We start from the raw sequence: 12,263 nt of genomic DNA, 5'->3' as shown, positions 1-12,263 counted from the left end.
GCTAGCGCGCGTCACGCCCCTCGTCCGCGCCATCCACCGCGAACTCCGACAACGCCACCTCACGGAAATGCCGTACCACCGGGCTGTCGTGCGCCGGCAGCCAGGTGAGGGCGAGTCCGATGCTGGCGCCATCCGGGTAGCCGGCCAGGTCGCGGATCACCATGCGGTCGTTGGCGAAGCGCTGCATGATCGACGGCACCAGCGCCACGCCCAGCCCGCTTTCCACCAGCGCCAGCACGGTCTGTACCTGCGTGGCCTCTTGCGTGACGCGCGGCTGGAAGCCCGCCATCTGGCATGCCGACAGCGCGGCGCTGCGCAGGCCGGAGGCTTCGCCCTGCTCGTACATGACAAAGCGCTCCTGCGCCAGGTCGGCCAGCGTCAGTGACGGCTTGCCCGCCAGCGGATGGCTGCGCGGCAGGGCGGCGACAAAGCGGTCGCGCTCCAGCAGCGCCAGCGCAGTGTTGCCCGGCGTCAGCAACGGCGTGCGCACCAGGCCCACGTCCAGGGCCTCGTCCTCCAGCCACTGCATGATGCGGGTCGAGGTGGCTTCGCGCAGCACCAGCTCGACGCCGGGGTATTCATTGCGAAAGCGCGTCACCAGCCGCGGCAGCAGGTGCGACGTAGTGGTGCCGACAAAGCCGACGCGCAAGGTGCCGGCCATGCCACTGCTGGCCGACTGCACCAGTTCGCTGAACTGGCCGGCATGGAACAGGATGCGCCGGGCCTCGGCCAGCGCGGCGCGGCCGGTCTCGGTCAGCGTGACGCCGCGCGGCTCGCGCACGAACAGGGTGGCGTCGAGTTCCGACTCGAGCTTCTGGATCGAGACTGTCAGCGCGGGCTGGGCGATATGCAGGCGTTCTGCCGCGCGGCGGAAATTAAGGGTCTCGGCCAGCACGACGAAGTGCCGGATGCGGCGCAGTTCCATGGGGTCAGCGGGGGTGCGGGAGCCACATCTTAGTGCGCCCCGCGCCCGCCGGGCAACCGCGCGCGCCGGGGGGGTCGATAAACGCTGCTTATCGATCGCGCGGGAAACGATATTGGACGCTGCTTCGGCGGCGTCGCTACACTCAATCGCAAGCCGCGCTATGGCAGCAAGATCGGCAGCAAGATTCGGCAGCAAGAACGAAACGGAGACAGCCGCCCGCTTGGGTCGATCGCGCCGATCGCATCCAGCGAGACCCGGACCGACAGGAGCCTCATGCACAGCATTGCATCGCTCGACGACCTGCGTGCGCTTTGCGCCGCGCCGGCCGTGGTGAGCGAGTATTTCCCCATCGGGCAGGGCGCCATCGATACCTTTGCCGAGCTGACCCATGACCGGCAGTGGATCTACGTGGACCCCGAGCGCGCCGCGGCGGATTCGCCGTACGGCTGCACGGTTGCGCACGCCTTCCTGATCCTGTCGATGGTGTCGGCGGCGTTCGGGCAGTGCTTTGCCTTCCCGGGCCGCAAGCTGGCGCTGAACTATGGCTTCGACCGGCTGCGCTTCACCGGCCCGGTGCCGGCCGGCGCGCGCGTGCGCGGCGCGTTCACGCTGCAGCAGCTCGACGATGTCCGCCCCGGCGAAGTGCGCTGTCACTGGAAAGTAGAGATGCAGGTCGAAGGCAGCGAGCGGCCGGCCATGGTGGCGATCTGGCTGGTGCAGATGCGCTTCTGAATTTACCCAATATCAATCCCAAGCAAGACGAGACTCCCATGAGCATCAAAGGCAAGGCATATATCGTCGGGGCCTACGAGCACCCGACCCGCAAGGCGCCGGACAAGTCGGTGGCGCAGCTGCACGCGGAATCCGCGCGCGGCGCGCTGGCCGATGCCGGCCTGTCGCTGTCGGACGTGGACGGCTATTTCTGCGCCGGCGATGCGCCGGGGCTGGGCGCCACCAACATGATCGACTACCTCGGCCTGAAGGTGCGCCATGTGGATTCCACCGACACCGGTGGTTCTGCTTACCTGGTGCATGTCTCGCACGCGGCGCAGGCCATTGCAGCCGGCAAATGCAATGTGGCGCTGATCACGCTGGCCGGCCGGCCGCGCTCGGAAGGCTCGACCGGCACGCAGGCGCGCAACTGGGGCGCCAACCTGCCGGACGCGCCGTTCGAGGCGCCGTTCAATCCCGTCACCGTCAACTTGTACGCGATGGTCGCGATGCGCCATATGTACGAGTACGGCACCACGCCCGAGCAACTGGCATGGGTCAAGGTGGCGGCGTCGCACCACGCGCAGTACAACCCGCATGCGATGCTGCGCGATGTCGTGACGGTGGAGGACGTGCTGAACTCGCCGATGATCGCCGACCCGCTGCACAAGCTCGACTGCTGCGTGGTGTCGGACGGCGGCGGCGCGCTGATCGTGGCGCGGCCCGAGATCGCGGCGACGCTCAAGCGTCCGAAGGTGAAGATCGTCGGCGCCGGCGAATACGTCAAGGGCCAGCTGGGCGGCGAGGTCGACCTGAGCTGGTCGGGTGCGAAGTTCTCCGGCGCGGCCGCATTCGCGGAAGCCGGCGTGACCCCGGCCGACATCAAGTACGCCTCGATCTACGACAGCTTCACCATCACCGTGCTGATGCAGCTGGAAGACCTGGGCTTCTGCAAGAAGGGCGAGGGCGGCAAGTTCGTGGCCGACGGCAACCTGATCTCGGGCGTCGGCAAGCTGCCGTTCAATACCGATGGCGGCGGCCTGTGCAACAACCACCCGGCCAACCGCGGCGGCATCACCAAGGTGATCGAGGCGGTGCGCCAGTTGCGCGGCGAAGCGCATCCGGCGGTGCAGGTGAAGAACTGCGACCTGGCGCTGGCGCAAGGCACCGGCGGCTACCTGGGCTCGCGCCACGGCAGCGCCACCCTGATCCTCGAGCGCGAATAATGAACGATCGCCGGAGCAACTGACATGACGACCCCACACACTCCCATGGCCTACAAGGCCCCGGACGAACAGCCCGACAACGTCGAGTTCTGGCAGGCCGCGCGCGAAGGCCGCCTGCTGGTCAAGCACTGCCAGTCGTGCGGCAAGACGCACTGGTATCCGCGCACGCTGTGCCCGTTCTGCATGGGCGATACGGTCTGGAAGACCGCCAGCGGCCGTGGCACCATCTACTCGTACAGCGTCACGCGCAAGGCTGGCCCGCAGCCGTTCTGCATTGCCTATGTGAAGCTCGACGAGGGCGTGACCATGATGACCCATATCGTCGATTGCGATCTCGATGAGGTCCGCATCGGGCAGAAGGTGAAGGTCAAGTTCGCGCCCAGCGTGGACGGCGCGCCAGTGCCGGTGTTTGCGCCGGCCTGAGTAGTTCACGGCGGGCGGTGGCGCTTCACTCCGTGAAGGCTTACGCCCTCTCCCCCACCCCTCTCCCGCAGGCGAGGGGAGCGTATGCGGAGGGTAGTAGCAAGCTCGAACGCCTTCGCCCGCGATGGTTTTCTCCCTCTCCCGGCCCCTCTCCCGCTCGCGGGAGAGGGGCTGGGGGAGAGGGCCGGCGCTGGCAATAGCGACGCGCTTAACACGCGATCTCAAGCCTTGGCAATTGCCAGCGAACCCACGCCCGGCATCTTCGGCTCAAGCAGCGCCTGCGCCACCACCCCGGCCACCATATCCGCCGTCACCGCTGACAACGTCCAGCCAAGGTGCCCGTGCCCGGTGTTGTAGAAGATGCAGCGCGCCCGCCCGCGGCCCACGCGCGGCAGCATGTCGGGCAGCATCGGCCGCAGCCCCGCCCATGGCACCACGCTGCGCGTGCTGACGCCCGGGAAGCACTGCTGCACCCATTCCACCAGCGGCCGGATGCGGTCGGCGCGGATGTCGCGGTTGAAGCCGTTGAACTCAGCGGTGCCGGCCACGCGGAAGCGGTCGTCGCCGAGGCGGCTGGTGACCAGCTTGGTCTCGTCGTCGAGCAGGCTGACGGTTGGCGCCGCGGCGCGGCTGGCGGCGTCGTCCAGGTTGACGGTGATGGAATAGCCCTTGACCGGATAGATGTTGACGCGGTCGCCCAGCCCGGCGGCCAGCGCGCGGCTCACGGTACCGGCGCAGATCACCGCGCCATCGAAGGTCGAGGTGGTGCTTTCCGCGCCTTCCTGAACCGTGACGCGGGCGCTGCGGCCATCGGTGGTGACATTGCGCACGTCCTCGCCGTAGCGGCAGCGCACGCCCATGCGTTCGATGGCGGCGGCCAGGCCGCTGGTGAACTTGTGGATATCGCCGGTCGAATCGCTTTCGGTGAAATAACCGCCGTAGTACGTGCCGGCCAGCGTCGGCTCGATCGCGCGCATTTCCGCCGGCGTCACCGCCCGGCGCTCCAGCCCGCCCTGTGCCAGCAGCGCCGAGACGCGGCCCGCATGCTCGAAACCGGCCTTGTCGCGGTAGATATGCAGGATGCCTTCGCGCTTGTGGTCAAAGTCGATGCCTTCCTGCGCCGCCCACGCGAACAGGTGCTCGCGCGCCGCGATGGCCAGGCGCGCGGTCTCGATGGTGTTGCGTCGGTAGTGCGGGATCGAGGCAATGAACCCGGCGAACCAGCTCAGCTTGTGCCAGTTCGGGCGCGGGTTCACCAGCAGCGGCGCATCGCTGCGCAGCATCCACTTCAGGCCCTTGATGATGGTGGACCAGTGCGTCCAGACCTCGGCGTTGGAGGCGGACAGCTGTCCGCCGTTGGCGAACGAGGTTTCCATCGCGGCGTAGCGGTGCCGCTCGAACAGGGTGACGGAGAATCCGCGCCGGGCGAGCGCGTAGGCCGTGGTGACACCGGTGATGCCACCGCCGATGACGGCGATTGTCTTCATGATCTGGCAGTCCAGAAACGTCGGGATTGGAGCCCGTACGCGACATGCGTAGCGGACGCCCCCTCTGTTCCTGACCTGAGAGATTCACGACAGTCACCGGGGTGCCGGTAGTACCGGTGGCGAGGGCCGCTTGCTCCTTCGGTATGCCGGCTGACGATGGCGGCATTCTTCAGAGTGCTGTGACGCGTGATACCGGTCCTTTTGCCTGAGAGTTTCCGGGGCGGTTGCTCCTTCGGCGCTGTCCGCGGCGGCTGCCGCCGGATCAGTCTCTCCCAGCATCACGTTGGCGCGAACGCCAATCCGGGCAAATCTAGAGACAAAGGCCGCATGTGGGTATGCGGGTAAACGCGTATAGAACTTGATGCCCCCGCATGGGCGGTCGAGTCACTTCCGTTCTGGCGCGGCGCTATGTCGCACTGCGGCAATCCATCCCGCCACCTAGAATGTCAGCACTCGCTACGCGGAGGAAGTGCGCCGTACCACGAGCCGGATACGGCGCACCGGTCGGGCGAGCCAGAAGAACAGAAAAGGTATTTCAGTGACAAGAAATCGGATTGCGCTGGCCGCTTCGGCCGCGCTGATGGGCCCCGGCATCGCCGGCGCGCAGGCGGATGGACCCGTCAGCGCGCCGCAACCGTTGCAGGAAGTCGTGGTCTCGGCCAGGACCGAGCGCGGCGAAACGCCCGCCACGCCGCCCAATACGCCATCGCCCGCCTACGGCATCAGCGCCGCGCGCATGGCGGACTTCAACGTCGTCAACACCGAAGACGCGCTCAAGTACGCGCCCAACCTCGCCGTGCGCAAGCGCTTCATCGGCGATATGAATTCGATCATCTCGGTGCGCAGCACCAGCTCGCGCCAGTCGGCGCGCGGGCTGGTCTATGCCGACGGCCTGCTGCTGTCCAACCTGCTGGGCTCCGATTTCACCTTCCCGCCGCGCTGGTCGCTGGTCAATGCCGCCGAGATCGAGCGCGTAGACGTGCTGTATGGCCCGTATTCGGCGCTGTACCCCGGCAACTCGCTGGGCGCGACCGTGCTGATCAGCACGCGCACGCCGGAGAAGTTCGAAGGCGATGCCAGCGTGCAGCTGTTCACGCAGCGCTTCAACCTGTATGGCACGCACGACAATTTCAACGGCGTGCACGCCAACGCCTACGTAGGCGACCGCGTCGGACCGTTTTCGTGGCTGGTCAGCGTCGATCGGCAGGACAGCAAGAGCCAGCCGCTGAGCTTCTATACCGCGGCGCGTTCGAACGTGCGCGCCAGCTCGGCCGACAAGCCGGTCACCGGCGCCTATTTCGACCAGGACCAGACCGGCGCCGATCGCACCGTGATGGGCGTCAACAGCGAGGGCGTCACGCATACCGTGCAGGACCAGCTCAAGGTCAAGCTCGGCTACGACATCACCAATACGTTGCAGGCGCAGTTTACTGCCGCCTACTGGCAGCAGGACCGCTCCAGCACCACCGCCAGCTACCTGCGCGATGCCAACGGCAACGTGGTGTCGAGCGGCCCGGTCAATATCGGCGGCTTCCGCTACGTGATCCCCGCCAACGCGTTTGCGCCGAGCAACGGCGAAGACGCGCGCTGGCTGTATGGCCTGTCGCTGCGCACGCGCAACGAGACCGGGTGGAACTTCTCCGGCGTGGCGTCATTGTTCGACGTCAGCAAGGACATCAGCCGCACCGCCAGTACTGCGGGCAATGGCCCGGGCACGGTGACCTATGGCGACGGCACCGGCTGGCGCACGCTCGACCTGAAGGCCGACTACCGCCCGCAGCAGCTCAAGGGCGGCCACTGGGTCACCTTCGGCTACCACTACGACAACTACCGGCTCAGCAACACCACCTACAACACCTCGGACTGGCAGGCGGGCACCATCTCCGCCTTCAACAACGCCTTTGCCGGCAAGACCGAGACGCAGGCGCTGTATGCGCAGGACGCGTGGTACTTCGCCGAGGACTGGAAGCTGATCCCGGGCGTGCGCTGGGAACACTGGCGCGCCTATGACGGCAGCCGCAGCCAGCCGGGCGTGAATGTCGCATACCCGGTGCGCAGCGAGTCCAACTGGTCGCCCAAGCTGGCGCTGGAAAAAGCCATCGGCCAGGACTGGCTGGGCCGGCTGTCGCTCGGCCAGGCCTACCGCTACCCGACCGTCGCCGAGCTGTTCCAGGGCCGTATCACCGGCACCTCGCTGATCAACAACGATCCCAACCTGAAGCCGGAACGCTCGTTCTCGAAGGACCTGACCTTCGAGCGCACGGTCGACCGTTCGTACTTCCGCGTGTCGGTGTACGAGGACGACATCCGCGATGCGCTGGTCAGCCAGACCAACACCACGGTGTTCCCCACGGTCACCAGCTTCCAGAACGTGGATCGCGTGCGCACGCGCGGCATCGAACTGGCCTACGACGGGCGCGACGTGCTGTTCAGTGGCTTCGACCTGTCGGCCAGCGGCGCGTACAACCACTCCAAGACGCTGGAGAACGCCAACAACCCGGCATCGGTGGGCAAGTATTTCTATCGCATCCCGCAGTGGCGCGCGAACCTGGTCGGCACTTACCGCTTCACGCCGGCATGGGCGGGCACGCTGGCAATGACCTATTCGGGGCGGCAGTACAATACGCTCGACAACAGCGACGTCAATCCCGACACCTTCGGCGGCACCAGCAGTTTCCTGACCTTCGACGTCAAGGTGACGTACAAGCCCGTCAAGAACGTGCGTCTCGGGCTTGGCATCGACAACCTGACCGACCAGCGTTACTTCGTCTACCACCCCTACCCGGGCCGGACGTTCTACGCCGAGGCCAAGCTTTCCTTCTGAGTGCCGTGACCAGCCCGACCCCGACCCTGCCCATGCAGCGCCTGCACCGCAGCTTCCGATTCCTTGCCGCCGGCGTGATCGCCTGCATGGCGTTCGCCGCGATGGCGCAGTCTCATGGCGGCCACGCCGGCCACGGTGCGCAAAGCCCGGCGCCGAAGGCAATGAGCGAACTTGGCACCGGCGCCGCCTTCGATCGCGATGGCCGCCTGTGGATCGCCTACAAGGACGGCCAGCACGTGGCGGTGCGCGCGTCGACCGACCGGGGCCGCAGCTTCGGGCCGGCGCAGCACGTCAACAGCGTGCCCGAGCCGGTTGCGGCCGACCATGACAGCCGGCCCAAGGTAGCAGCGGGGCGCGACGGCGAGATCTATATCACCTGGACCCAGCCGCTGCCCAAGCCGTGGACCGGCTTTATCCGCTTCGCGCGCTCGACCGACGGCGGCAAGACCTTTGCCGCGCCACTGACGGTGCATGCCAACCGCGACCAGATCGCGCACCGCTTCGACGCGGTCGCGGTGGACCCGGCCGGCCGCGTCTTCGTCAGCTGGATCGACAAGCGCGACGTGGTCGCCGCCGAGGCGCGCAAGCAGCCCTATGCGGGCGCCGCGATCTACTACGCGGTCTCGGCCGACCAGGGCAAGAGCTTCCAGGGCGACTACAAGATCGCCGACCAGTCTTGCGAATGCTGCCGCATCGCGCTGGCGCCGACGCCGGACGGCAAGATGCTGGCGCTGTGGCGCCATGTGTTCCCGCCCAACGCGCGCGACCACGCGGTGGCGCTGCTGGGCGCCGACGGCACGCCCACGCCGATGCAGCGCGCTACCTTCGATGACTGGCGCATCGACGCCTGCCCGCACCAGGGCCCGGGCGCCGCGGTGACGCCGGACGGCACGCTGCATATGGTGTGGTTCAACGTGAAGGCAGGCAAGCCGACGGTATCGGTCGGCCGCTTCAAGGACGGCAAGCTGCAGGCGCAGCGTCCGCTGGATGACCCGCGCGCGCAGCATGCCGATATCGTCGCGCTCGACGACCAGCAGATCGTGGTGGCATGGAAATCGTTCGACGGCCGGCAGACGCGGTTGTCGGCGATGCTGTCGCAGGACGGCGGCAAGACCTGGCAGACGCGGCAAGTCGCCGGCACCGCACGCGATTCGGACCAGCCGCACCTGCTTCAGCACGGCGGCCGCGCCTACGTGCTTTGGCGCACCGAGGCCGAAGGCTTCCAGGTCTTTCCGCTGGCGCAGGAGGGCGCATGACGTTCCATCGCAAACTCGTCGCCGCGCTGGCGGGCATGGCGCTCGCGCTCGGCGTCGCCGGCATGTCGCAGGCCGCTGAGCGCGTATCGGTCTTTGAATCCGCCAGCGCGGCGCAGCTCGGCGCCAGCCAGCAGGGCAAGCCCTTCGTGCTGGTGGTGTGGTCGCTCGACTGCGTCTACTGCAAGCGCAATTTCGAAGCCATCGGCAAGCTGCAGGCCAGGCATCGCGGCCTGCGCGTGGTCACGCTGGCCATGGACCGGCCCGACGCGCTGCCGCAGGTGCAGCAACTGCTCAAGCGCGTCAACCTGACGCACAACGCGTGGATGTTCGGCAACGAGCCGCAGGAGCGGCTGCGCTACGCGGTCGATCCCGACTGGATGGGCGAGATGCCGCGCACTTATTTCTATCGCGCCGACGGCCAGCGGCAGGGTGTGTCCGGCGTGATCAGTGACGCCGACTGGGACAAGCACCTGCGCTGGGCCGGCATCGGCGGCTAAGCCGGCCGCCGACCCGTTCCAGAACGCCTTACGACAGATCCGCGGGCAGCTTTCCGCCGTTGGCGGCCAGCTCCTGCATCAGGCGCTTGTGCAGCCAGATGTTCATCCCGGCGGAGTCGTTCGTGTCGCCGCTGTAGTGCAGCTCGCGCGCCAGTTCCTTGCGGTGCTCCAGGCTGCTGTCGATGCCCAGCGCTTTCATCGCATCGACGATGGACGTGCGCCAGTTCAGCGTCTGCCCGCTCTCCTTGACCAGGTTGTCCATGATCGATTCGACGTCCACGCCGGACAGTGGCGCGGGTTTGGCAGCGGTCTGGCCAGCGCTGGCCGCGGGTGCGGCTCCGCCTGCGGGAGACGGGCTTGCCGGCGAGGGTGCCGCGCCCGCGGAGGTTGGCGTACCGGTGGCGGTGCCAGAGGTCGTGGCAGCAGGCTTGGCCCTGCCCAGCAGCTTGTTGAGGATGTCCTTGAAAATGCTCATGGTGGCCTCCTGTCGGTTTGGATAACGGTACGTGGGAGAACAGCGCCATGCAGGAAACGCACCAGCTACGCAGGCCTTGATTCCGGCACGCCACGCTCTGCCGGGTTGTAAATGCTGCATGCAGCGACAGTCATGGCGGCACGTTCCCACGCTCCCCGAACTCACTGAATTTCGCGGCCATGAACTCCACGAACAGCCGGATCCGCGACGACAGCTGGTGCCGCTGGTGATAGACCGCGTAGATGTCGGCCTCCGGCGTGGCGTACTGCGGCAGCACCTGAACCAGCCGGCCGCTGCGCAAGAAGCGTTCGATATCCCATTCCGCCCGCATCAGGATGCCGTGGCCTTCCAGCGCCCAGTTAACGGCGATTTCGCCATCGTTGGTGGTCAGGTTGCCGCGCACGCGCACGGTTTCGGTACGCGCCTTGGCGCCCTTGCCGGCGGTCAGGCGCCATACGCCGTAGGCGTCGCTGCCTTGCCGTATGCCGATGCAGTTGTGCCGGCGCAGGTCGGCTGGCGTGTTGGGGATGCCATGGTCGCGCAGGTACTTGGGCGACGCGCATAGCAAGCGCCGGTTGGGTGCCAGCTTGCGCGCCACGATGCGTGCATCGGGCGGCTGGCCGAAGCGGATGCAGACGTCGAAGGCGTCTTCATTCAGCGGCGGCGGGTCGGCCGACAGCTGCAGTTGCACGTCGACTTCCGGATAGGCCGCGACGTACTCGGAAATCACCGGCGCCACATGCATGCGGCCGAACCCCAGCGTGGCATTGACGCGCAGCAGGCCGCTGGGCCTGCCCTTGGAGCGCGTCAGCAGCTGGTCCAGGTCTTCGATCTCGCTCAGGATGCGCCGCGCGTGCTCCAAATAGACCTCGCCCTCGGGTGTCAGGCTCATGCGCCGGGTGGTGCGCGTCACCAGCGGCATGCCGATGCGCGCCTCCATCTGCGCCAGCCGCTTGCTGACCGCCGCGGTTGTGATGCCAAGGTCGCGCGCGGCAGCGCTCAGGCTGCCGGCCGTGGCCACCGACGTGAAAAAGCCCAGTTCTGACGGCTGGACGCCTGCGGACGATGCCATGGCACCTTTAATTTCAAGTTAAGAATGGTTTAACTCTACAAGCGATCCAAAACCTTGTCCACGGCCCAGAATCCGTTCCACGCAATCGCGCAACCCGATCGATACCCACGGATTCTGACCAGGAGACAAGACATGAAGACCTACCGCATCGCGACCATCCCCGGAGACGGCATTGGCAAGGAAGTGGTACCCGCAGGCCGCCAGGTGATGGAAGCGCTGGCCGCCGCCGGCACCGATTTCCGCTTCGAGTTCGAAGACTTTGACTGGGGCGGCGACTACTACCGCCAGCACGGCGTGATGATGCCCGCCGACGGCCTGGACGCGCTGCGCGACAAGGATGCGATCCTGTTCGGCTCGGCCGGCGACCCGCATATCCCCGACCACATCACGCTGTGGGGCCTGCGCCTGAAGATCTGCCAGGGCTTCGACCAGTACGCCAACGTGCGCCCTACCCGCATCCTGCCGGGCATCGACGCGCCGCTCAAGCGCTGCGCGCCGGAAGACCTGAACTGGGTGATTGTGCGCGAGAACTCGGAAGGCGAATACTCGGGCGTGGGCGGCCGCGTGCACCAGGGCCATCCGATCGAGGCTGCCACCGATGTGAGCATGATGACCCGCGTTGGTGTCGAACGCATCCTGCGCTTTGCCTTCAAGCTGGCGCAATCGCGTCCGCGCAAGCAGCTGACGGTGATCACCAAGTCCAACGCACAGCGCCATGCCATGGTGATGTGGGACGAGGTCGCGGTGCAGGTGGCCAAGGATTTCCCGGACGTTACCTGGGACAAGGAACTGGTCGATGCCGCCACCGCGCGCATGGTCAACCGCCCGAAGTCGCTCGACACCATCGTCGCCACCAACCTGCACGCCGACATCCTCAGCGACCTGGCCGCGGCGCTGGCCGGCAGCCTGGGCATCGCCCCGACCGGCAACATCGATCCGGAACGCCGCTATCCGTCGATGTTCGAGCCGATCCATGGTTCGGCCTTCGACATCATGGGCAAGGGCCTGGCCAACCCGGTCGGCACGTTCTGGTCGGTGGTCATGCTGCTGGAGCACCTGGGCGAGCACGCCGCGGCGCAACGCGTGATGCAGGCGGTCGAGGCTGTTACCGCCAATCCCGCGCTGCATACCGGCGATCTGGGTGGCAAGGCCACCACCGCGCAGGTGACGCAAGCGGTGTGCGAACTGCTGTCCGGCAAGCAAGCCAAGGCAGCCTGAGCGGTCGCACCGCAGCACGAAGCGCCCGGCCTGAGCCGGGCCAGATCCAGCGGGCTTCCTCGCCCGCACCAACTCCCGGGCCTGACAAGCAGCCACCCAGAGCTGCCCCGGGAGTGCTTTGCCTGACAAAACAGCGAATCACCGAATCA

The 12,263-nt window shown here is 67.0% G+C and carries 11 protein-coding genes and 2 riboswitches; of the genes, 7 read left to right on the top strand and 4 right to left on the bottom strand.

The window, feature by feature from the left end; genetic code table 11:
- Position 1: 1 nt before the first annotated feature.
- Positions 2 to 925, bottom strand: a complete 924-nt coding sequence (locus LPA45_RS24820) for a LysR family transcriptional regulator (protein WP_116318817.1) — start codon at positions 923 to 925, stop codon at positions 2 to 4.
- 273 nt (positions 926 to 1,198) lie between these two features.
- Here LPA45_RS24820 and LPA45_RS24815 point away from each other — a divergent pair, with 273 nt between their 5' ends.
- The 3 genes from LPA45_RS24815 to LPA45_RS24805 are packed head-to-tail and all read left to right on the top strand — an operon-like array spanning position 1,199 to position 3,285.
- A complete protein-coding gene (locus tag LPA45_RS24815; RefSeq protein ID WP_116318816.1) occupies positions 1,199 to 1,657 on the top strand; it encodes a MaoC family dehydratase in 459 nt (152 codons plus the stop codon).
- Between the two features lie 38 nt (positions 1,658 to 1,695).
- The gene (locus LPA45_RS24810; protein WP_116318815.1) at positions 1,696 to 2,862 is read left to right on the top strand and encodes a thiolase domain-containing protein; all 1,167 of its coding nucleotides are present in this window, start codon (positions 1,696 to 1,698) and stop codon (positions 2,860 to 2,862) included.
- 24 nt (positions 2,863 to 2,886) lie between these two features.
- Positions 2,887 to 3,285: a Zn-ribbon domain-containing OB-fold protein gene (locus LPA45_RS24805; RefSeq protein ID WP_116318814.1), complete on the top strand. Its 399-nt coding sequence runs from the start codon at positions 2,887 to 2,889 to the stop codon at positions 3,283 to 3,285.
- Between the two features lie 221 nt (positions 3,286 to 3,506).
- Here LPA45_RS24805 and LPA45_RS24800 read toward each other — a convergent pair whose 3' ends face one another.
- On the bottom strand, positions 3,507 to 4,772 hold the full coding sequence (locus tag LPA45_RS24800; protein WP_116318813.1) for a D-amino acid dehydrogenase: 1,266 nt from the start codon (positions 4,770 to 4,772) through the stop codon (positions 3,507 to 3,509).
- A gap of 54 nt (positions 4,773 to 4,826) precedes the next feature.
- Positions 4,827 to 4,955: riboswitch (glycine riboswitch) on the bottom strand.
- Positions 4,956 to 5,057, bottom strand: a riboswitch (glycine riboswitch).
- A gap of 253 nt (positions 5,058 to 5,310) precedes the next feature.
- On the opposite strand from LPA45_RS24800, the gene LPA45_RS24795 reads away from it, so the two are divergent.
- The 3 genes from LPA45_RS24795 to LPA45_RS24785 are packed head-to-tail and all read left to right on the top strand — an operon-like array spanning position 5,311 to position 9,349.
- On the top strand, positions 5,311 to 7,596 hold the full coding sequence (locus LPA45_RS24795; RefSeq protein ID WP_317923240.1) for a TonB-dependent receptor: 2,286 nt from the start codon (positions 5,311 to 5,313) through the stop codon (positions 7,594 to 7,596).
- Positions 7,597 to 7,628: 32 nt separating this feature from the next.
- Positions 7,629 to 8,852, top strand: a complete 1,224-nt coding sequence (locus LPA45_RS24790; RefSeq protein WP_376790680.1) for a sialidase family protein — start codon at positions 7,629 to 7,631, stop codon at positions 8,850 to 8,852.
- Complete coding sequence (locus LPA45_RS24785; RefSeq protein WP_317923243.1) at positions 8,849 to 9,349, top strand: hypothetical protein; 501 nt, start codon at positions 8,849 to 8,851, stop codon at positions 9,347 to 9,349. The genes LPA45_RS24790 and LPA45_RS24785 overlap by 4 nt, the downstream gene beginning before the upstream one ends.
- 28 nt (positions 9,350 to 9,377) lie before the next feature.
- On the opposite strand, the gene LPA45_RS24780 is transcribed toward LPA45_RS24785, so the two are convergent.
- On the bottom strand, positions 9,378 to 9,824 hold the full coding sequence (locus LPA45_RS24780; protein WP_317923245.1) for a DUF3597 domain-containing protein: 447 nt from the start codon (positions 9,822 to 9,824) through the stop codon (positions 9,378 to 9,380).
- A 130-nt stretch (positions 9,825 to 9,954) separates the two neighbouring features.
- Positions 9,955 to 10,896, bottom strand: coding sequence for a LysR family transcriptional regulator (locus LPA45_RS24775; RefSeq protein WP_116318808.1), 942 nt, complete (start codon positions 10,894 to 10,896; stop codon positions 9,955 to 9,957).
- A 132-nt stretch (positions 10,897 to 11,028) separates the two neighbouring features.
- Here LPA45_RS24775 and LPA45_RS24770 point away from each other — a divergent pair, with 132 nt between their 5' ends.
- On the top strand, positions 11,029 to 12,114 hold the full coding sequence (locus LPA45_RS24770) for a tartrate dehydrogenase (protein WP_317923247.1): 1,086 nt from the start codon (positions 11,029 to 11,031) through the stop codon (positions 12,112 to 12,114).
- Positions 12,115 to 12,263: the final 149 nt, after the last annotated feature.

Source organism: Cupriavidus sp. Agwp_2 (genome assembly GCF_040784895.1).
Taxonomy (GTDB): Bacteria; Pseudomonadota; Gammaproteobacteria; order Burkholderiales; family Burkholderiaceae; genus Cupriavidus.
This window is presented reverse-complemented; position numbering and strand designations above follow the sequence as displayed.

Bases quoted from the DNA above. Each gene is read 5' to 3' on its own strand.
- LPA45_RS24820 (WP_116318817.1), bottom strand. From the start codon at position 925: ATGGAACTGCGCCGCATCCGGCACTTCGTCGTGCTGGCCGAGACCCTT.
- LPA45_RS24805 (WP_116318814.1), top strand. From the start codon at position 2,887: ATGACGACCCCACACACTCCCATGGCCTACAAGGCCCCGGACGAACAG.
- LPA45_RS24785 (WP_317923243.1), top strand. From the start codon at position 8,849: ATGACGTTCCATCGCAAACTCGTCGCCGCGCTGGCGGGCATGGCGCTC.
- LPA45_RS24810 (WP_116318815.1), top strand. From the start codon at position 1,696: ATGAGCATCAAAGGCAAGGCATATATCGTCGGGGCCTACGAGCACCCG.
- LPA45_RS24815 (WP_116318816.1), top strand. From the start codon at position 1,199: ATGCACAGCATTGCATCGCTCGACGACCTGCGTGCGCTTTGCGCCGCG.
- LPA45_RS24770 (WP_317923247.1), top strand. From the start codon at position 11,029: ATGAAGACCTACCGCATCGCGACCATCCCCGGAGACGGCATTGGCAAG.
- LPA45_RS24775 (WP_116318808.1), bottom strand. From the start codon at position 10,896: ATGGCATCGTCCGCAGGCGTCCAGCCGTCAGAACTGGGCTTTTTCACG.
- LPA45_RS24800 (WP_116318813.1), bottom strand. From the start codon at position 4,772: ATGAAGACAATCGCCGTCATCGGCGGTGGCATCACCGGTGTCACCACG.
- LPA45_RS24780 (WP_317923245.1), bottom strand. From the start codon at position 9,824: ATGAGCATTTTCAAGGACATCCTCAACAAGCTGCTGGGCAGGGCCAAG.
- LPA45_RS24790 (WP_376790680.1), top strand. From the start codon at position 7,629: ATGCAGCGCCTGCACCGCAGCTTCCGATTCCTTGCCGCCGGCGTGATC.